At 71.4% G+C, this 20,419-nt stretch carries 15 protein-coding genes; 6 read left to right on the forward strand and 9 right to left on the reverse strand.

Going from position 1 to position 20,419, the window contains the following annotated elements:
- Window positions 1-206, reverse strand: a 206-nt coding sequence (locus HG543_RS54565; RefSeq protein ID WP_211194087.1) for a hypothetical protein, incomplete at its 3' end; no start/stop codon positions are given.
- A gap of 477 nt (window positions 207-683) precedes the next feature.
- Window positions 684-1,094, reverse strand: a complete 411-nt coding sequence (locus HG543_RS22240) for a winged helix-turn-helix transcriptional regulator (RefSeq protein ID WP_343073412.1) — start codon at window positions 1,092-1,094, stop codon at window positions 684-686.
- 145 nt (window positions 1,095-1,239) lie between these two features.
- Between HG543_RS22240 and HG543_RS22245 the strand changes: the two genes are divergently transcribed.
- Window positions 1,240-2,505, forward strand: a complete 1,266-nt coding sequence (locus HG543_RS22245) for an MFS transporter (RefSeq protein ID WP_169346843.1) — start codon at window positions 1,240-1,242, stop codon at window positions 2,503-2,505.
- On the opposite strand, the gene HG543_RS22250 is transcribed toward HG543_RS22245, so the two are convergent.
- On the reverse strand, window positions 2,502-3,368 hold the full coding sequence (locus HG543_RS22250) for a sulfotransferase domain-containing protein (RefSeq protein WP_169346844.1): 867 nt from the start codon (window positions 3,366-3,368) through the stop codon (window positions 2,502-2,504). The two genes, HG543_RS22245 and HG543_RS22250, sit on opposite strands and share 4 nt — an antisense overlap.
- A 105-nt stretch (window positions 3,369-3,473) precedes the next feature.
- Between HG543_RS22250 and HG543_RS22255 the strand changes: the two genes are divergently transcribed.
- From HG543_RS22255 to HG543_RS22275, 5 genes are all read left to right on the forward strand, one after another.
- Window positions 3,474-4,136: a TetR/AcrR family transcriptional regulator gene (locus HG543_RS22255; RefSeq protein WP_169346845.1), complete on the forward strand. Its 663-nt coding sequence runs from the start codon at window positions 3,474-3,476 to the stop codon at window positions 4,134-4,136.
- A gap of 13 nt (window positions 4,137-4,149) precedes the next feature.
- The gene (locus tag HG543_RS22260) at window positions 4,150-5,043 is read left to right on the forward strand and encodes a sterol desaturase family protein (RefSeq protein WP_169346846.1); all 894 of its coding nucleotides are present in this window, start codon (window positions 4,150-4,152) and stop codon (window positions 5,041-5,043) included.
- Window positions 5,044-5,262: 219 nt separating this feature from the next.
- Window positions 5,263-6,852: a glucose-6-phosphate isomerase gene (locus HG543_RS22265; RefSeq protein WP_169346847.1), complete on the forward strand. Its 1,590-nt coding sequence runs from the start codon at window positions 5,263-5,265 to the stop codon at window positions 6,850-6,852.
- A 368-nt stretch (window positions 6,853-7,220) separates the two neighbouring features.
- Window positions 7,221-9,659, forward strand: a complete 2,439-nt coding sequence (gene mxcH, locus HG543_RS22270) for a TonB-dependent siderophore myxochelin receptor MxcH (RefSeq protein ID WP_246357217.1) — start codon at window positions 7,221-7,223, stop codon at window positions 9,657-9,659.
- Window positions 9,660-9,661: 2 nt separating this feature from the next.
- Window positions 9,662-10,849: a PepSY-associated TM helix domain-containing protein gene (locus HG543_RS22275; RefSeq protein ID WP_169346848.1), complete on the forward strand. Its 1,188-nt coding sequence runs from the start codon at window positions 9,662-9,664 to the stop codon at window positions 10,847-10,849.
- Window positions 10,850-11,331: 482 nt separating this feature from the next.
- On the opposite strand, the gene HG543_RS22280 is transcribed toward HG543_RS22275, so the two are convergent.
- Genes HG543_RS22280 through HG543_RS22305 form a run of 6 tightly spaced genes read right to left on the reverse strand, consistent with a single transcriptional unit; the run spans window position 11,332 to window position 20,173 of the window.
- Window positions 11,332-13,206, reverse strand: a complete 1,875-nt coding sequence (locus HG543_RS22280; RefSeq protein ID WP_169346849.1) for an IucA/IucC family protein — start codon at window positions 13,204-13,206, stop codon at window positions 11,332-11,334.
- The gene (locus tag HG543_RS22285) at window positions 13,203-14,798 is read right to left on the reverse strand and encodes an MFS transporter (RefSeq protein ID WP_169346850.1); all 1,596 of its coding nucleotides are present in this window, start codon (window positions 14,796-14,798) and stop codon (window positions 13,203-13,205) included. Before HG543_RS22285 ends, HG543_RS22280 begins: the two co-directional genes overlap by 4 nt.
- A gap of 2 nt (window positions 14,799-14,800) precedes the next feature.
- The gene (locus HG543_RS22290; protein ID WP_169346851.1) at window positions 14,801-16,243 is read right to left on the reverse strand and encodes a SidA/IucD/PvdA family monooxygenase; all 1,443 of its coding nucleotides are present in this window, start codon (window positions 16,241-16,243) and stop codon (window positions 14,801-14,803) included.
- A complete protein-coding gene (locus HG543_RS22295; protein WP_169346852.1) occupies window positions 16,240-16,827 on the reverse strand; it encodes a GNAT family N-acetyltransferase in 588 nt (195 codons plus the stop codon). Before HG543_RS22295 ends, HG543_RS22290 begins: the two co-directional genes overlap by 4 nt.
- Window positions 16,824-18,608 (reverse strand): IucA/IucC family protein, encoded by a 1,785-nt coding sequence (locus HG543_RS22300; protein ID WP_169346853.1) that lies wholly within the window; start codon window positions 18,606-18,608, stop codon window positions 16,824-16,826. Before HG543_RS22300 ends, HG543_RS22295 begins: the two co-directional genes overlap by 4 nt.
- Window positions 18,605-20,173 carry a pyridoxal phosphate-dependent decarboxylase family protein gene (locus HG543_RS22305; protein ID WP_169346854.1) on the reverse strand — a complete coding sequence of 523 codons (1,569 nt, stop codon included), beginning with the start codon at window positions 20,171-20,173 and terminating at the stop codon, window positions 18,605-18,607. The genes HG543_RS22300 and HG543_RS22305 overlap by 4 nt, the downstream gene beginning before the upstream one ends.
- Window positions 20,174-20,419: the final 246 nt, after the last annotated feature.

The following is a 20,419-nucleotide window of genomic DNA, read 5'->3' on the forward strand; positions in this document are numbered from 1 at the left end:
GGCTGGGAGGGGATGGGGTCCTCGGAGGACCTGTCCGAGATGACGCTGCGCAAGTCGGCGGCGAAGCGGTCCGTGCGCGGCCATGGGCATGTGCGCGCCGAGGCACAGGCGAGGGCGGGGAGGATGTCGGTGGGCAGCTGCTTCCGGCGCCATGACAGCAAGGCGGGCTGCGCCCAGCAGGTGCGCCAGGAGGCCGAGGGCGACATCCGCCGAATCGCATGGGGGACTTCGAGAGGGAGCTGGCGCGTCCGGAGAGGCACCTGGCGTGGTGCGCGACGCGGAAGCGCTTCCACTTCACCTTTGTGCACGGGCATCCGGACTGGCCCCGGCCGGAGGCGTTGGGCGGTCGGACACGTCCGTCGCCGCGGGAGGTGCTGGCGCACGGAGAGCGCGTGGGGCGCGCTGGCACCGGGAAGCGTGCGGGTGGGTGAGGAGCTCATCTGGGGAGAAAATCAATCCCATGGGCGGGTGCTCTGGACGGCGCTGACGGCGGGGGACGCCGGCGCCGAGGCGGGCGAGTGCCTCCGCCCGTGGGGCCTTACGACGTCCTGGCTGAATCAGGCGCGACGTTGTGCGGCCCGGCTTTCACTCCGCTGCCGCGGGACTCCTTCCATGACGTCGCTCGTCAGGCCCTGACCCGACTTCGCTGAAGGAGGTTGGCGTGGTTCGCTGACGCGTACACCTCACTCCGCGGGCATCTTGACGAGCGTGTTGTCCCAATCGAGAGGCCGCCCGTTTTTCGTGCGGAGTTTCAGCCGCGCGACCGGCTCACCGGTTTTCGCGTCGACAAGCCCCGAGCGCGGCTCGTCCGGCGCATAGAGGAAATCCTCGCCCCATTGGCGCAGGCTCACGATCACCAGGAAGAGGCCCTGCCCCTTGGGTGTCAGGGCGTATTCCTTATAGGCACTGCCGTCGGAGGCAGGGACAAGTTCCAGCACGCCCTGCTCCACCAGCCGCCGCAAACGCGCCGACAAGATGCCCCTGGCCGCGCCCAGGCTCTCGTGCAGCTCGCTGAACCGGCGCAGGCCGTCGAAGACATCGCGGATGATGAGCAGCGACCACCAGTCGCCGATGACGTCCAGCGCTCGCGCCACCGGACACCGTGCTCCCTCCAGACTCGTCCGCCGAACCATCGGCCCCTCCATGGCGATTCAGAACCTCAAACTGGTTCTATCTTAGAACTAGAGGCCATCCGCCTCAACTGGTCTCATCATCGAACCAATTGGAGGGAGCCCCGTCATGAAGCACGAGCAGTCCATCGCTGGCGAACTCGGTGGCAGTGAGGCTCAGCAGGCCGCCTCTTCTGTCCCAGCAGGCGGCCTCACCCCGGCCATGACGCTCCTGCTAGCCGTGGCGGCGGGGCTCAGCGTCGCCAACATCTATTTCGTTCAACCGCTCCTGGACGCCGTCGCCCGGGAGTTCCGGGTGAGCGCCGAAGCCATCGGCATCGTCGTCACCGTCACCCAGCTCGGCTATGCCGCCGGGCTCATCCTCATCGTTCCACTGGGCGACTTCTTCAACCGCCGCCGCATGGTGGCAGGGCAGGGCTTTCTCTCCGTCGCGGCTCTGCTGCTCGCCGCCCTCGCGCCCAGCCTTCCCCTGCTGCTCGGCGCGCTGGTGGTGGTCGGCCTGCTCGCCGTTGCCGTTCAGGTGCTCGTTGCCTTCGCCGCCACCCTGGCCGGGCCCGGCGGCGGCGGCAGGGCCGTGGGCAAGGTGACCAGCGGCATCGTCATCGGCATCCTGCTGGCCCGGTTCATTTCGGGCGCGCTCGCCGATATGGGGGGCTGGCGCAGCGTCTATCTCGCATCGGCCGCCGCCATGCTGGTGATGTCGGCACTGCTGCTGCGCGTTCTGCCCGATGAGGCGAAGACCGAACGGCCCTCCTCCTACCCCGCGCTTCTGCGCTCCATGCTTCTGCTGTTCGTCGAAGAGCCGTTGCTCCGGGTTCGGGCCCTCCTGGCCCTGCTGATCTTCGCCGCCTTCAGCATCTTCTGGACGTCGATGGTGCTGCCGCTCAGCGCGCCGCCGCTGTCCCTTTCGTCCACCCAGGTGGGGCTGTTCGGCCTGATTGGCATTGCCGGCTCCCTGGCCGCGGGCAGTGCCGGGCGTCTGGCCGACGAGGGCCGTGGCCAGCGCACCACCGGCATGGCCCTTGCCGTCCTGCTACTGGCCTGGCTGCCCCTCTCGTTCCTGGACCTGTCGCTGCTGTGGCTGATGGTCGGCGTGGTGCTGCTCGATCTGGCCGTCCAGGCCGTTCACGTCACGAACCAGAGCATGCTCTTCGCGGTGCGGCCCGAAGCGCGCAGCCGCATCGTCGGGGGCTATATGGTTTTCTATTCCATCGGCAGCGGGCTCGGCGCCATCAGCTCGACCACCGCCTATGGTCATGCGGGATGGGCGGGCGTATGCACACTCGGCGCGGCGGTCAGTCTTCTCGCCTGGGGGTTCTGGCTGGCGACGCGGCGTCTCGGCCAGGGCCCGTCTCCGGCCGCATCGGAGGCTTAGAGCGCCTCCGTGTTCCTCAGCCCCAGCTCACTGCGCAGCAGCGACACCTTCTGCGTCAGCTCCGCGGCGTGCTCGTCGCGGATGAGCTGGTTCTTCCCACCCGAGCCCCCCTGGCGGATGAAGCCGCCAGGGGACGCCTCGTACAGGCCGGTGCGGAAGTCGAACTTCCCGTCATGCTGCTTCATGTACTGGAAGCCGCACCGCTGGAGGATGTCGCCCAGCCGCGCCTCCTCCAGCGGGATGCCCGTGAAGGCGGCGATGCGCCGCACCTGTCCCTCCAGGTCGCTCTTCAGGTCCTCGTACCGCACCCACAGCACGTTGGCGTCGTGCCGGTGGGGCAGCCATGAGCGCATGTACGCGAACCAGTCCCGGAAGGGGCCTCGCCCGCGCAGCATCGCGTCCATGAACAGGTCGAAGGGCGAGCGGAACCGCGCCGCCAGCTCCGCGTGGTGGTAGCAGGACACGAGCGTGTCCTTCACGTCCCTCGTGACGAAGATGATGCGCGCGTCCCTCGGCGGCCGCAGCTCTTCGTAGGACAGGTGCGTCTTGATGAGCCGGGGCGACGGCAGCCGCTCCAGGTGGTCCACGCGCTCGAAGCGCATCAGCTCATCCAGGTACGGCGACGCCTGGAGGATGTGGTCGAACTCCGCGCGCCCGCCGCTGGCGAGCTGCACGAGAATCATCTGCATCCAGGTGGTGCCGGACTTCGGGTACGTGGCGATGTAGACGTCCCCCGGCCGGGGCCGGAACTGCTGCCAGTAGAGCAGGCGCTGCCGAAGCTTCGTGCCCCAGTCCGCGAAGCGACCGGCCAATCCCACCGGTACCGCAATGAGCCACAGGAAGAGGTTCGTGAGCCAACGCATCAGGCCGCGGAAGGTACCACCCTGCCTGCCGGACCCTAGCCCTCTTGCCTGCCTCCAACTTAGTGACTGGTCACTCGTTAAGTTCGGCGTTATGCTTTCCGTGAAATGGCTTCGAAGACCTCCCCGCCGGAGGGGACGCCCCCTCCCCGCCGCACGCAGCAGGAGCGGCGCGAGACGACGCGCCGCAAGCTGCTGGACGCCACCATCCAGGCGCTGGTGGAGCTGGGCCATGCGCGACTGACGACGGTGGACGTGGCGAAGCGGGCGGGCCTGTCACAGGGCGCGCTCTTCACGCACTTCGACACCAAGGAGGAGCTGCTCGCGGCGGCGGTGGAGCACCTCTTCCCGCGCATCATCCAGGACTACCTGGCGGGCGTCGGCGCCCGGCCGTCCAACAAGGACCGCATCGCCACGGCGGTGGACATGCTGTGGGCCGCCTACCAGCGGCCGGAGCTGCAGGCGGCCATCGAGCTGTACGTCGCGGCACGCACCAACCCGGAGCTGCGCGCGGCGCTGGAGGCGGTGGACGGCCCGCACCGGGAGAACCTCCACCGGGTGGCCCGTGAGCTGTTCCCGGAGGCCGCCACGCACCCGGAGTTCGACGGCGTGGTGGAGCTGGCGCTGGACGCGGTGCAGGGCGCCGTCGTTGGCGGCAGCGCTCGCCCGAATGACCCGGCGCACCGCCGCATGTTGGACACCCTCACGCGCTTCATGCGCACCGCGCTTTCACCCACCCCGGAGCGGCCTCGCCGCCGCCCCCGTCCATAAGGAGAGGCCCGTCATGGACGCAGCCCGCATCCCCGACCTCATCACCCCCGCCATTCCCGTCTTCATCATCACGGTCATCGCCGAGGCGCTCTGGGTGAAGAAGCTCCGGGACGAGGGCCGCCCCGTGAAGGGCCACACCTGGAAGGACACGCTCGCCAGCCTCTCCATGGGACTGGGCAACGTGGCCGTCAACCTCGTGTGGAAGGGCATCGCCTTCGCCGGCTACCTGGCGCTCTACGAGTGGACGCCGCTGCGGCTGGGCTCCAGCGTGTGGGCCTGGGTGCTGCTCTTCTTCGCGGAGGACCTCTGCTACTACTGGTTCCACCGCGTCCACCACGAGAGCCGCTTCTTCTGGGCGTCCCACGTGGTGCACCACTCCAGCGAGCACTACAACCTCTCCACGGCGCTGCGGCAGACGTGGACCAACCCCACCGGCTGGGTGTTCTGGGCGCCGCTGGCGCTTTTGGGCTTCCACCCGGTGATGATTGTCGTGCAGCAGTCCGTCAGCCTGCTCTACCAGTACTGGATTCACACCGAGGCCATCGGCCGGCTGCCGCGCCCGCTGGAGTGGGTGCTCAACACGCCGTCGCACCACCGCGTGCACCACGCGTCCAACCCGCGCTACCTCGACAAGAACTACGCGGGCATCCTCATCATCTGGGACCGGCTCTTCGGCACCTTCGAGCCCGAGGGTGAGAAGCCCATCTACGGGCTGACGAAGAACATCCACACGTACAACCCGGTGCGCATCGCCTTCCACGAGTTCGTGGCCATCGCCCGCGACGCGGTGAGGCCGGGGCCGCTGCGGCACCGGCTGGGCTACGTGTTCCGCAACCCGGCCTGGAAGCCGGAGCCGCTGCCACCGCCCGAGCCACCCGCCGCGGAGCCGGCCCGGCCGTCGGCCTGAGCCGCCCTCCCCCTCCGCCGCCGTCGGCCCGGGCCTTCCCAAGCACGTGCCGGCGGGGCCCTCCACCTCGGCGGCCCACTCGACGGGCCCGAGGTGTTGAGCATCGGGCCTCGCATGGCCTTTGCCCTCCGGGGCACTCGCGTCCGGCTTCCCACCCGGGAGCGGAGGCGCTAAGCCACACGGCACTTTTCACAGGTGCACCGGAGGTCGGGAGGAGCCATGAGCGAGCGTGAGCTGTGGGAGCGGTACCAGCGGTATCTGTGCGTCGTCCCGTCCGTGGGGTTCACGCTCGACGTCTCGCGCATGCGCTTCCCGGCGGACTTCCTGGACCGGATGCGGCCGCAAATGGACAAGGCCTTCGCGGACATGGAGGCCCTGGAGAAGGGCGCCGTCGCCAACCCGGACGAGAAGCGCAAGGTGGGCCACTACTGGCTGCGCGCTCCCCAGACGGCGCCGGAGCCCGGGCTCCAGAAGGACATCAACGACACGGTGGCCGCCGTCCACGCCTTCGCGGCGGACGTGCATGCGGGCAAGGTGAAGCCGCAGAAGGCGCAGCGCTTCACGCACCTGCTCCTGGTGGGCATCGGCGGCTCGGCGCTGGGGCCGCAGCTGGTGGCGGACGCGCTGGGCACGCACGCCGACAAGATGCAGGTGGCCTTCTTCGACAACACCGACCCGGACGGCATGGACCGGGTGGTGGCGCAGCTCGGTGACAGGCTGGCGGAGACGCTGACGCTGGTCATCAGCAAGTCGGGCGGCACCAAGGAGACGAGCAACGGCATGCTGGAGGCCGCGCGCGCGTACCAGGCGAAGGGGCTCGACTTCAGCAAGCACGCGGTGGCCGTCACCGGCGCGGGCAGCGAGCTGGACAACCACGCGCGCAAGCAGGGCTGGCTGCGCATCTTCCCCATGTGGGACTGGGTTGGCGGGCGCACGTCGGTGATGTCGGCGGTGGGCCTGCTGCCGGCGCGGCTGCAGGGCCTGGACATCGACGGGATGCTGGCGGGCGCGCGGGACATGGACGTGGCGACGCGGCAGCGGGACGCGCTGAAGAACCCGGCCGCGCTGCTCGCGCTGATGTGGCACCACGCGGGCGGCGGGCGCGGCACGAAGGACATGGTCATCCTGCCGTACAAGGACCGGCTGCTGCTGATGTCGCGCTACCTCCAGCAGCTCGTCATGGAGTCCTTGGGCAAGGAGCTGGACCTGGACGGCAAGGTGGTGAACCAGGGCATCGCCGTCTACGGCAACAAGGGCTCCACGGACCAGCACGCGTACGTGCAGCAGCTGCGCGAGGGCGTGCTCAACTTCTTCGTCACCTTCATCGAGGTGCTGAAGGACCGGCCGTCCGGCGCGTTCGAGGTGGAGCCCGGCGTCACCAGCGGGGACTACCTGCTGGGCTTCCTGCTCGGCACGCGCCGAGCGCTGTACGAGAAGGGCCGCGAGTCCATCACCCTCACGGTGCCGGACGTGAGCGCGCGCACGGTGGGCGCGCTGATTGCGCTGTATGAGCGCGCGGTGGGCCTCTACGCCAGCCTGGTGAACATCAACGCGTACCACCAGCCGGGCGTGGAGGCGGGGAAGAAGGCCGCGGGCGCGGTGCTGGACCTGCAGCGCAAGGTGACGAAGCGCCTGGGCGAGGCCGGCACGGAGGCCCGCTCGGCGGAGCAGCTCGCCGCGGACATCGGCCTGCCGGACGAGGTGGAGACGGTGTTCAAGGTGCTGGAGCACCTGGCCGCCAACCCGGACCGCGGCGTGGTCCGCTCCGGAGGGCCGAGCCCCGCCGAGGCCCGCTACCGCGTGAAGTGACGTCCGTCTCGCCCGGGTGGCGCTTCCACGCAGGTGGAACCCACCCGGCCGAGGCAGGGCCGTCCCCGGAATGGAAGTTCCATTCCGGAGGCACTCGCCCCGGGAGAGCCCGCCGTGAGGCCCGGCCCCGGAATGGAACTTCCATTCCGGGACCTGAGCCCGGCGGGGGGGTGATGCGCCGCGTCGCCATGGCCTCCCACGCCGCTCGAAACCACGACAGGAACGCTTAATCCTGATCTCCCGACTGTGGGCTCCCCCACGGAGGGGGCAGGGCCGACCCCGGCCCGGTGTCCACCGCTGGTCCCCTCCCTCCATCAGGTTTGACGCCGCTTGCCTGGTTGAGTAAGTGCCCATGTGTGCGGGCGATTTTGCAAATCGAAGTCAAAACCCGACGCAGCGTCAGCCCGACGTCGTCTTTCACCGGGGGACTGCTGCTCCTCCTCGCCGGGGTCGCGTCCGCCCAGCCGGCGCCAGCGCCCACCGAGCCGGCTCCGGCCGCCGTGGCCGGCACCATCGATGGACGGGTGACGCCCTGTCCCGGTGGCGTGCTGGCCCAGACGGAGCTGCTGCTCGACGCCAACGGGCAGATGCGGCCGCTGAAGCTGGACTCATCGGGGCGATTCCGCGTCGAGGGGCTCGCGCCGGGCACCTACGAGGTCCATACCTACGTTCCCGGCTGTGAGCCGGCGGGCTACCGCGTCCAGGTGGCGGCCGGGCAGAGCACGACGCTCCACGCGGAGCTGGTGTCGACCGAGGGAATGGAGACCACCATCGACGTGGAGGGCCGGAAGCTGACGCGCGCCGAGGAGCGCAAGGCGTCCGCCGAGGCCGTGCGCGTCGTGGAGCTGGAGCAGGCCCACCAGCAGACGGCGGACCTGGGCGAGGTGCTCAGCCGCAACGCGGGCGTCAGCGTCCAGCGCACGGGAGGACTCGGCTCCTCCAGCCGCCTGTCCCTGAATGGCTTCTCCGGGGAGCAGGTGCGCTTCTTCGTGGACGGCGTGCCGCTGGAGCTGGCCGGCTTCGGCGTGGAGCTGGCCAACGTGCCGGTGAACCTCCTGAAGCGCGTGGAGGTGTACCGGGGCGTGGTGCCGGTGCGCTTCGGCGCGGATGCGCTCGGAGGCGCCGTCAACCTCGTCTCCTCCGACGGCGACGAGCCGAGTGGCGCCTCCGCCTCGCTCCAGGCCGGCTCGTTCGGCACCTGGCGCGGCTCGCTCGCCGGCCGCCACCAGTTCGGCGAGGGAGGCTTCTTCCTCAAGGGCCATGCCTTCGGGGACCTCGCCCGCAACGACTACCGCGTGGACGTGGAGGTCCCCAACGCCCAGGGGCGGCTCGAGCCCGCGAGCGTCTCGCGCTTCCACGACGGCTACCGCGCGCTCGGCGGGGGCCTGGAGGTGGGCGTCGCGAACCGCCCCTTCGCCGAGCGCCTCTCGCTGCGCGCCTACGGCACCCGCGCCCGCAAGGAGCTGCAGCACAACGTGGTGATGACGGTGCCCTACGGCGAGGCCCGCTCCACGGAGGCCGCGTACGGGGCGCTGCTGAGCTGGACGTCCGCGGAGCTGCTGTCCGGGAAGCTGCGGCTGGAGGGGACGGCGGGCCACGGTGTCCGTGACACGGGCTTCCGCGACACGTCGGCGTTCGTCTACGACTGGCATGGCAACCGCGTGCGCGAGCGGCTCCAGCCCGGTGAGCTGAGCACCGCGCCCACCGACCGGCTCATCCGCCAGCACAGCACCTTCGCGCGCCTGCACGCCGCCCACGCGCTCACCGACTCGCAGAGCCTGCGCCTGTCGCTGGCGCCCACCTTCGTGACGCGCCAGGGCGAGGAACGCCTGCTGCGGGGCACGGGCCAGCGGGACCCGCTGCGCGCCCAGCGCGAGCTGCTCACGGGGGTGGCCGGCCTCGAGCACGAGCTGCGCACATGGGAGGGACGGCTGGAGAACGTCACCTTCGTGAAGGGCTACCTGCTGCGCTCGCGGTCCGAGGAGGTGCTCGCCGGAGACGTGACGCGACGGAGGGACCAGACGAGCGGACACGTGGGCGCGGGCCTCAACGCGCGGCTGCTGCTGCCTCACGGGCTGCTGGCCAAGGCCTCGTACGAGTACGCCACCCGCCTTCCCGGTCCGGACGAGTTCTTCGGGGATGGCGTGCTCATCCTCGACAACCTGGGCCTGGAGCCCGAGACGAGCCACAACGCGAACGTGGAGCTGGAGCTGCGCGACCTCTCCACCCCCGCGGGCACCTTCCGCGGCAGCGTGGGCGGCTTCGCGCGGCTGGCGGACCAGCTCATCGTCCTGCTGGGCAATGACAGCGTGTACACCTTCGCCAACGTGTACGCGGCGCGCTCGCTCGGCGTGGAGGCCGCCGCGGGGTGGACGGTGCCCGGCGGGTGGCTGTCGCTGGACGCGAACACCACCTGGCAGGACTTCCGCAACGCCTCCAGCGAGGGCACCTACGGGGCCTACTCGGGGGACCGCATCCCCAACCGGCCCTGGCTCTTCGCCAACGTCACCGCCTCGCTGCGCCGCGGCTCGCTGCTGCGCGCCGGGGACGAGGCCTCGCTGAGCGTCACCTCGCGCTACGTGCATGGCTTCTTCCGCGGCTGGGAGAGCCAGGGGCTGCGCGAGGACAAGCAGAAGGTGCCCTCGCAGCTGACGCACTCGCTCGCCGTCACCTACGCGCTCCCGGTGCGCCCCGCGTTCAGCGGCACGCTCGAGGCGCAGAACCTCACCGACGCGAAGACCTACGACTTCTTCGGCGCGCAGCGCCCGGGCCGCTCGTTCTTCTTCAAGCTCACGATGGAGCTCTGACCATGCCTCCAGCCCACCGCGCCAACATCACGCGCCTGGTGATGCGCATCCACTCCTGGTCGGGACTGCTGGGTGCCCTGGTGTTCGTCGTGGTCGGGCTGAGCGGCGCGGTGCTCGTCTTCCACTCGGAGCTCGACGCGGCGCTCTTCCCCAGGCTCTTCAAGGTCGACCCGGCCGCCGGGGAGCTGTCGTACCAGCGCGCCTTCGAGACGGCGCAGCGCGCCTTCCCGGAGGCCCGCGTGCGGGGCTTTCGCGTGCCGCCTCCCGGCGAGCCGAAGACGCTCGCCGTCCAGGCCGTGGGCCCCCGCGGCGGGCCCACGCACATCGCGCTGGTCGACCCGTACACCGGAGAATTGCGCGGCACCCGCATCTGGGGCTCGGGCCACACGCGCTTCTTCGATGACCCGGTGAGCTGGGTGTACCTGCTCCACTACCAGCTCACGGCGGGGCAGGTCGGCCAGCTCGTCGTCGTGCTGGCGGCCATCCTGCTCGCCCTCTCCGTGGTGACGGGGACGTTCGTCTACCGCAAGCAGCTGCTGCGCGCGCTCATGCTGCGCGAGCCCCTGCGCAACAAGGGCTGGATGGCGCGCTTCTCCTCGCTGCACCGGATGGTGGGCGTGTGGACGCTCGCGCTCAACCTGCTGCTGGCGGTCAGCGGCTTGTGGATGCTGCGCGCCACCTTCACCGCGGACTTCTGGAAGCGGCCTGACGGACGGCCCGCGCCCACCGGGCCCGCGCCCCGCAGCGCCCATACCTTCGACGAGGCCATCGCCGCCGCGCGGCGCGCCGTGCCCGACCTGGAGCCGAGCTGGGTGGAGCTGCGGGCCCTGCCGACGGACCGCTTCATCGTCATGGGACGCCACGCCCGGGAGTCGAAGCTCTACGGCCGGTACGCGAGCACCGTCACCCTCGACGCGAGCAACCTCGGCGTGCTCGACGTCCGGCGCCCGGAGGCGCTGGCTCTGGGTGGGAAGCTCGACGTGCTCGCCTTCCCGCTCCACCAGGGGCACTGGGGTGGCCTGCCGGTGAGGCTCCTGTACGTGCTCGCGGGACTTGGCGTTCCGATGCTCAGCCTCACCGGCATGCTGCTGTGGCTGCGCCGCAACCGGCGGCGGCGCGTCCAGCCCGCGACGCAGCCCGGGCCCGTGGCCCGTCCTCCGGTGCCCGCGACGGGCACTCCCAAGGTTTGAACGCGGCGGCGCGGAGCGAGGCCACACCGCGCTCCGCTCCCGCGCGTGACCGACACGGGAGCCGAGCCAGGGTGGCTCGAAGCAGGGCCACGCAGTGCCCGCGCCATGCCTCGCTGAAGAGCACGGGAGCACACCAGGCGTGGCGTGAAACGGCGGCACGCAGTGCCCGCGCCATGCCTTGATGAAGAGCACGGGAGCACACCAGGCGTGGCGTGAAACGGCGGCACGCAGTGCCCGCGCCATGCCTCGCTGAAGAGCACGGGAGCACATCAGGCGTGGCGTGAAACGGCGGCACGCAGTGCCCGCGCCATGCCTTGATGAAGAGCACGGGGGCACACCAGGCGTGGCGTGAAACGGCGGCACGCAGTGCCCGCGCCTTGCCTGGATGAGGAGCACGGGGGCACACCAGGCGTGGCGCGAAGCAGGGCCCTGCCCTCCCCTCCCCCGCACCCGGAATGGCGCGGGGGAGGAGGCACGACGCGTCAGTCGTGCGCGAGCGGGTTGGGCAGCGTCCCGTTCGGATACAGCGCGTGACGCAGGGCGCGGTCCGTGTAGCGGGTGACGACGATGCGGTCGCGGTTCAGCGCGTAGCGCGGAATCTCCGGGACGAGCAGGTCGTACTCGGCGAAGCGCTCACGCAGCTCGGGGAAGCGCTGGTGGAAGGCCAGGATGGTGCGGCGCACCTGCTTCCAGAACGCCTTCTCCGGCATGCCGAGCTGCTCGGCGCACAGCGGCGCCAGGTAGCGGAAGTGCCCCACGAAGACCTGGTCCACCACGTGCTGGCGGATGACCGACGGGTGCTTGCGCGGCAGCACGTGGTCATGCCCGTCCGGCTCCGGGCCGCGCTCGGGCACGTCGGTGAAGGACACGCACACGTCGTCCACGAAGTCCTTCAGGTACAGCCGGCGCGGCACGTCCTTCTCGTCGAAGCCCAGCAGGGTGTTCTGCCCGTGCGGGTTGAAGGTGATGCCGTAGCGATACAGCACGTGCATGATGGGGATGAGCAGCGTGTCGAACAGCTGCTGCAGCCACGCCTCCACGCTCAGCCCCGACGCGCGGACCAGCTCAGCGACGAACGCATCACCCTTCGCGTCCACATGGAGCAGCGATGCGAACGTCCGCACCCGCTCGTGCGAGTCCTGCCGCGCGGCGACCGGCTCGCGCCAGATGCAGCCCAGCGTCTCCAGGTGCTGGTACGGCACGTCCGCCACCTTGGAGAGGTACGGGTGCCGCACCGTCACCGAGGCGACCTCGCCGAGGAACACCGTGCGGCACTCCTCGGTGAGGAAGGGGTCGCTGTCCAGGAGGCACTTGAGCCACTGCGTGACGACGGGCGCACCCAGCGTGCAGTGCGGAGGAATGCCGCGCCAGACGAGCGTATTGAGAATCTTCAGCGGCAGCTTCACGTCCCAGCGGCCCGGCGTCGTCACGTTCGCCATGGTGCGGATGGACTGGCCCGGCAGGTACAGGTCGGGGCTCTCCCCCAGCGGAACGATGCGGCGCTGGGCCACGTCCGCGGCGTGCAGCACCTGCACCGCGTGCTCCCACTGCCACGGGTGCACGGGCATCCACACGAAGGCGTCCGGCTGCAGGCCGGCAGTGGTCAACACGCGGGTGAAGCGGGTGCGCGTCGCCTCGTCCAGCTCGCGGGCGAGAATCTCTCGCTCGGACAGCTCGGAGGTGCCGCGGAACTCCGCCAGCCCCCGGTGCACGGCCACCCAGAGCAGCCGCACCGGCTGGCGCGCCTCGGGGGCGTAGCGGCGCACGTCGGACGCGGAGAAGTTCACCCGGCCCTTGTTCGCCACCAGCCAGTTGTGCCCCGTCATGTGGCACTCCAGCTCGGTGTGGCCCAGCGCGCGCAGCTCCGAGACAGTGCTGCCGCCATGGGTGATGCGCGCCGCGTCCACCGCGAGCGTGGAGGACAGCTCGTTGAAGTACGTGGCCAGCGTGGACGGGTCCGTGCCCAGCGTGGAGACGGCGTCCGTCAGGAACTGCAGCGCGTCCCAGGCCGGCTCGGCGATGCTGTTGCCGAGCATGCTGGTGGCGCTGCGGGTGATGGAGTTCGGGTCCACCTTCATCCAACCGAAGGCGCCCGGCCGCGCGGCAAACCTGTACGAGGTGCCGCTGCCGAGGTCGACGCGGTAGCGCCCCTCGCTCTCGGTCACGGGCTTGAGCATCTCCTCGAAGCACCACTCGCCGAGCGCCTTCGCGAGCAGCCGCCGGTTGGCCTCACGCCACGCGGCGGGGCCCACTTCCGACAGGGCCGGCACCGGGTGGCCGCGGCTCTCGTCGGAGGCCGGAGCGGGGACGAGGGAGACGGGGGTGTTCAGGTCCAGGGCTTCGTTACGGGACTTCATGGTGACTCCTTCAAGGAAAGGGAATGCTCACGGACGGCCGGGCGCGAGGCCCGGGACGCCGGGTTGGACATGACGCGGAGGGCGAGCGCGGCGCCCACCAGACACACCGCCGCGGCGGCGAGACAGACGGACAGGTACGCGTGGGAGAAGGCCACCTGGGCCAGCGGCATGAAGGCGGGCTCGACGGCGTCGAACTGGCCGGTCTCCACCGCCGCGCGCGTGTGACGGACGGCCTCGGCGGGCAGCAGGCCGTCCGAGAGGCTGGAGCCAAGTCGCGAGGAGAAGACGACGCCGAAGACGGCGACGCCCGTGGCCGTGCCCAGGGGGTAGCAGGCGTTGGTGAGCCCCGACGCCATCCCCGCGCGCTCCGGGGGAACCACACTGACGGCCACGCCCATCATGGGCGGGAAGATGATGGCCCCTCCCGCCCCCATCAGCACCAGCCCCGCGAAGCCCAGGGCCCACTGGGCCTGCGTCGCGGCCGCGGCGAGGGCCAGCAGTCCCAGCCCGGCCCCCTGGAAGGCGAACCCGCTGGACACCAGTCCCGCGGCGGAGAAGCGCTTCTGAAGCCGGGACATGAACATGCCCACGACCAGCAGGCTCCCGGTGAGCGGGAGCAGCCGCAGCCCCACCTGGAGCGGCGAGCCTCCGGCCGCGATTTGCAGCCACAGCGAGGTGAAGACGAGCACGCCCAGGCTCGACATGCGCGCGAGGAACCCGAGCACCGCCGCCCCCGAGAGCGCGGGGATGCGCAGCAGCTCCAGGTCCAACATGCTACCGGGCCGCCGCTGGCTCACGACGAGCGCCACGACGAGCACGACTCCCGCGCACGCGGGGACGAGCACCTGGAGTGAGCCCCAGCCGACGTCCGGCCCCACCGCGAGGGGGTAGTGAATCGACAGCAGTACGCCGATGGCGAGCAGCGCCCCCAGCAGGTCCAGGCGTCGGCTGGAGTTCTGCGGGGTGAGGGCGGGCATCCGCGTCAGCGCGCCGATGACGACCGCCACGCCGATGGGCACGTTGACGAGGAAGATCCACCGCCAGCCGACCAGCTCGACGAGGATGCCTCCCACGACGGGCCCGAGCGCGCCCGCGGCGGACGCGATGGCCGCGTAGGTGGCGATGGCGCTGCGGCGCGCGTCGCCCTCGTACACGGCGGCGATGAGGGCAATCGCGGGAGCGAACACCATGGAGCCCCCGAGCCCCTGCGCCACGCGGGCCGCGATGAGGGCGCCCGCGTTGGGTGCCAGGCCGCACATCGCCGAGGCCAGGGTGAACAGCGTGATGCCCGCGACGAAGACACTCCGCCGGCCGATGCGGTCCGACAGCGCGCCCGCGGTGAGCAGCAGGGCGCCGAACGCCAGCGAGTAGGCGGAGACGGTCCACTGCACCTGGTTCAGCCCGGCGCCCAGGTCCTTCGCGATGGCCGCCAGCGCGACGTTGACCACCGTCACGTCCAGCGTCATCACGACACCGCCCGCGCTCACGAGCGCGAACGTCCAGAGCGCCGCGCGACGGGCGTCGTCACGCGAGGGTGAGGGTGCCGACGCGTCGCTCGCGAGCGCAACGCCAGCACCGTCTTGTGAACGCACGCTCACGAAGCCTCCGAAGCACGCGCCGCGGGAGCCCGAAGCGCGCCGTCGGGAACGACGGGCACGTCGGCCGGCACCGGCGTCTGGGGCTGGGCCTGGGGCCGCGCACGCGCGGGGGTCTCCGGCACCCCGAAGCGGGAGAAGGCGGTGCGCTGGGGCAGCCTGAACACCTCCCGCCCCATGATGGTGTTGAGGATGGTGGCGTTGCGGAACCCGGACACGCCCAGGTCGGGCGCGGCGACGCCGTGGCTGTGCAGGTCCGCGTGGGTGACGAACATGCGCCCGCTCACCTCGGGCGCCAGCTCCACCGAGTAGTCCAGCCGGACCTTGTAGCGGCCCTGCTCGTCCCACCGCATCAGCCCATCCATGGGCCGCAGGAAGACGGGCGACCGCTGCTTGTACCCGGTGGCCGCCACCACCAGCTCCGTCGAGTGCTCGAACGTCGCCCCGGTGTCGAGGTGCCGGCAGCGCAGCACCACCTTGCCCGAGCCGTCCACCGAGGCGTCGTCCACCGCGACGCCACAGCGCAGCTCCACGTCGGCCAGTCCCTGCTCCAGCTCCCGGCGGTAGAGCAGGTCATGCACCTGCTCCAGCGTCTCGGTCGAGATGCCCTTGTAGTGCCGCCACTGCTCGGCGACGAGCCGGTCCTTGGTCGGCTGCGGCAGCGCGTGGAAGTACTTCACGTACGCCGGCGTGGTCATCTCCAGCGTCAGCTTCGTGTAGTCCAGCGGCGCGAACGACACCGTCCGCGTCAGCCAGCTCACCGCGCCTCCGCCCGCGAGGTTGCGCTGCAGCAGGTGCAGGGCCACCTCGGCGCCGGACTGCCCGGAGCCCACCACCGTCACGTGCCGCGCGGCCTCCACCTCGGGCTGCCGGTGCAGGTACTCGCCGGTGTGGACCCGCTTGCTGGCCGGCAGCGACGCGAGCGCCTTGGGCAGCGACGGCTCGGTGCCAATGCCGATGACGACATCGCGCGCCGTCATCTGCAGCCGGCGCCCGTCACCGCGCAGGACCTTGAGGATGAAGCGCTGGCGCTCCGCGTCCCAGTCCACCGACTCCACCTGGTGCGAGAAGCGCACCGAGGGGAGCTGCGCGACGGCCCAGCGCAGGTAGTCCTCGTACTCGCGCCGCGTCGGGTGGAAGCGCTCGCGGATGTAGAACGGGTAGAGCCGGTCCTTGTCCTTCAGGTACGCCAGGAAGGACAGCGGGTGCGTGGGGTCGACCAGGGTGACGAGGTCGGCGAGGAAGCTGAGCTGGAGCAGGGCCTCGTCGAACATCAGGCCCGGGTGCCAGCGCAGCTCCGGCCGGGACTCGAGCACCACGAGGTCCAGTCCCTTCACCGTGGACGCGAGCGCCGCGAGGCCGAGGTTGAACGGGCCGCAGCCAATCGCCACCACGTCGTGCTCGGTGTGCAGCGGGGAAGAATCAGGAGTCACGACATTCACGGGAGGTCCTCCTCGGAACGGGGAAAGACGAACAGCGTCGCCGTCTTGTCAGGCAGGTTGATGGAGCCGACGGCCCGGAAGCCGGCGGCGGAGAAGGCACGCAGCGAGGGCGCGTTGCCCGAGTCGGGCTCGGCGACCACCCGGGTGCAGTGGGGGTCCGCGGCGAGCAGCCCTTCGGCCACTTCGCGCAGCAGCGTCCGACCCAGGCCACGGCCCGTGTGGCCGAGCTCGCCAATGGCCACGTGCACGCCCAGGTCGTGGGGCCGCTCCGCGTAGTGCCCGGACAGCCGGTCCCGGATGACGCGGTACACCTCCAGGTAGGCGACGGGAGCGCCCTCGTGCTCCAGCATGCACGGCAGCGAGTGGTCTCCAGCCAGCTGCCGCTCCAGCTCCGCCCGCCAGCGCTCCAGCGGCCACGCCTGCTTCCAGAACGCGGCCACGTGCGGGGCCTGATTCCACCGCCACACGCGCTCCAAATCCTGGGAGACGCTCGCGGGGCGGATGGACCACGGAGCGCGGACGCGCGCCACCGGGGGCGCGGGCACGACGATGCTCGCGGTGTCCTCTCTCAGCGCGGCCGTCATCGCACCGCCTCCCGCAAGGGGTTGGGCGCGTCGAGGTACACGGACTGCGCGTCCAGCGGCGCGAGCACCTCGTCGATGCCATGCAGCCGGGTGAGCAGGTTGCTCTTGCAGGGCAGCGAGTCGGCCTCCAACCACCTGCGGGCCAGCCGGTCTCCCCGGGGCCCCGCCGCGGCCAGCGACGGAAGCGCCTCGCGCAGCCGCCCGGCCATGACGGCGAGCAGCCGGCGCTCGTCGCCCAGCCCGTCCACGCCGAGGCACCCGATGACCGCGAGCGCCTGGTTGCGCAGCAGGTAGTACGAGAGCCGCTCGTCGACGATGGCGTCGTCCACCACGGCCAGCGTGGAGGCCTCCACGCCCAGCAGCCCGAGCAGCTTCGGCAGGTGCGACGACGCGAGGTAATAGCCCTGGTTGTCCCGGAACGCCGAGCCGATGACCCGGCCCTTCTCATCGAGCCGGACGAGGGTGTTCTGCTGGTGCGACTCGAGCCCGATGCCGGTGGACGCGTACAGGTGCAGCATGGGCACCAGCACGCGGTCCGTGTAGTCGGCCACCCACTGCTCCGCGGCGCCCGAGCCGAGCCCGGCCACCAGCGTGCCCAGCTGACTGCGCCCCATCCCCGGGCGCGGCGCCACGAGGCCCACGAGGCAGCGCAGGTCCGCGATGCCCGGAGGCACCTCGCGCACCGCCACGTCCAGGCCCGTCACGTCCGGGCCCCCGGGCCGCGAGGGCTCGTCCACCGCCAGCCACGCGGGGTCCCTCACGATGGAGAAGCCCGGGTGGGCGGCGAAGGTGTCCCGCGCGTAGCCGGCGTCCAGCAGCCGGTGGATTTCCAGGCCGCGCTTCAGCTCGGTGCGCGTGGACTCGCGGCGCGAGTTCGTCAGCCGCAGTCCCAGCGACAGCTTCAGCATCACCGAGACGTCCGGCCGGTACACGGTGCGCACGCTCGACGTGGCCCACCAGCGCGGCCCGCTCTCGCCCAGCGGCGTCAGCAGGCCCGCCTCGATGAGCGCGGCGATTCGCGGCCGCCGCAGCACGTCCCGCGCCTGCCACGGATGCGCCGGCACCAGCACGCGGCCGTCGTTCATGGGCCGCTCCGCGAGGTCCGCCAGCAGCGCCACCGTGTCCCGCCCGGAGAGCGAGGGCGAGCCGCCCACCGCGTCGTGCGAAATCACCGAGGGGTCCGCGGCGAACCAGTGCAGCCGGAACGAGCCCCGCAGCTCCGGGGAGAAGTCCGCGGAGTCCGTGGTGGAGAGCCCATCCCGGCTCTTGGGCGCCGGGTGGTGCAGGTGTCCGAGCAGCAGCGCCTGCTCCGCGTCGAGGAAGCCATCCACCGGCGGAGGAGGCCGCGGATGCGCGCGGCGGTCGGCCACGAAGTCCGAGACGCGGCGCACCGACTCCGCCGTGCGCTCGACGAGGTCGGCCACCTGTCCCGCGGGAACGCCACCACGGCGCGCGCCGCCGCGCATCGCGGCCTCATGCGCCACCAGCGCCACGGCGAGGACGGGGTCGGCGAGCGAGGCGCCACCCGGACCCTCCAGGAACACCGGGCCGAAGCGGTGCCACCCGCTCGGCGAGCAGTGCGACACGTCGGTGCGCAGGGCGAGCCCCGTGCTCGGCAGCGCGATGCGCAGCGGGCCGGGGTGGACGGGCGTGTGCGTCTCCACCAGCCAGCAGCGCAGCAGCGCCTCCAGGTGGGCGTGCTCCGCGGCGCGGCGCGCGTCCGTGTCGTTCAGCGGGTCGGTGTTGGAAGCGGCGTACAGGGGAAGTGCGGCGGCGCTCATGCGGCCCCCTTCTGGTAGCGGGGCGAGCAGGCGCGACCCGCGGCGAGCACGGCGTTCACGAGGGCGTCGAGCTCCTCGGGCGTCGTGGTGGGATTGAGCAGGGTGAACTTGAGGCAGACGCGCTCAGGAGAGCCGGGCCCGTCCAGGCGGACCGCGGTGCGGCCAATCAGCGCGACGCCGGTCTCCATCAGCCGGCGGCGCAGCTGGCCGTTGATTTCGTCCTCGCGCGCCGGGTCCTCGCCGGTGCGGTAACGGAACACGACGGTGGTCAGCTCGGCGGGGGCCACCAGCTCCAGCTCGGGCTCGGCCTTGATGCGCGCCTCGGCGTGCCGGGCCAGGTCATGGCAGGTGTCCACCATGTCGCCCAGGCCGCGGCGACCATGGGCCAGCAGCGTGGCGGCGACCTTCACCGCGTCCGGGCGGCGCGTCGTCTGCAGGCTGCGGCCGAGCAGGCCGTCGTAGCCGGCTTCCGAGTCGTCCTCCGGGTTGAGGTAGGCGACCTGGCGCTCCAGCGCGGTGAATGCCTTCGCGTCGGAGACCAGCAGCACGCTGGCCGCGGCGGGCTGCCAGCCCAGCTTGTGCAGGTCCAGGGTGATGGAGTCCGCCAGCTCGATGCCGGCCAGCCGGGGCGCGAGCCGCTCGGAGAACAGCGTCCCGAAGCCGTACGCCGCGTCGACGTGCAGCCACACGCCGTGCTCGGCGGCGATGGCCGCGATCTGCGGCAGCGGGTCCACGGAGCCGAAGTCCGTCGTCCCCGCCGTGGCGATGATGGCCAGCGGCGTGTGCTCCGGACCCAGCTCGCGCAGCATGGCGGCCAGCGCGTCGGGGCTCATGCGGCGGCGCGAGTCGGTGGGCACGGGCCGCACGGCGCCCTCCCCCAGGCCGAGCGCCGCGCAGGCGCGGTGCACCGAGAAGTGCGCCAATTCCGAGCAGAAGACGACGGGCCCCGGCAGCGCGCTCACGCCCTCCTTGCGCGCGTCGATGCCCCGGCGCAGCGCGGCCGCGTCCCGCGCCAGCAGGAGGCCCATCAGGTTCGACAGCGAGCCGCCCGGGGTGAGCACTCCGTCGGCGCTGCTCCCCAGTCCGGCCAGCTCGATGAGCCCGGCGATGAGCCAGCGCTCCACGGCGATGGCGGACGGCCCCGAGTCATACGTGTCCAGCGACGCGTTGCTCGCACTGGCCAGCGCATCCGCGGCCACGGCGACGGCCAGCGGAGGCGGCTGCAGGTGCGCCACCGCGTGCGCGTGCGACAGGTGCAGGCCGTGCTCCACCAGCACCCGGCCCAGCCGCGCCAGCGCGGCCTCCGAGCCCATGCCCTCCTCGGGGATGCCGTCCCCGCCCAGCGCCGCCTTCGCCGCGGCCAGCACGTCCGCCGGAGCGCCCGCGCGCAGCGGGCCCGTGGGCCACCGCGCGATGGCCAGCGCGCTGCCCACCGCACCCGTCAGCGCGGCGGACACCGCGGCCAGGCCCTCGCGAGAGCCCGCCAGCACCGATGACGGGCGGCGAGGCCAGCGGGGCGCCACGTCCGGCGCCTGCTGCTTCCCTTCCTCAGCTTCGACTCGCATTCTGATCCCTCTTCATTTTTTGACTTCGATACTGCAAATCGTTCTCAGACTCTGGACACACCACGGCCCTGGCGTGGGCTGACACGCTGTGACTGCGATTCACTTCCGAGACACACCGCGGCCCAGGCGTGGGCCGAAACACTGCGACTACGGCTCGACTTCGAGACACACCACGGCCCTGGCGTGGGCCGACACGCTGCGACGACAACTCGACTTCAAGACACACCACGGCCCTGGCGTGGGCCG

Origin of the sequence: Pyxidicoccus fallax (assembly GCF_012933655.1) — a bacterium.
GTDB classification, from domain to species: domain Bacteria; phylum Myxococcota; class Myxococcia; order Myxococcales; family Myxococcaceae; genus Myxococcus; species Myxococcus fallax.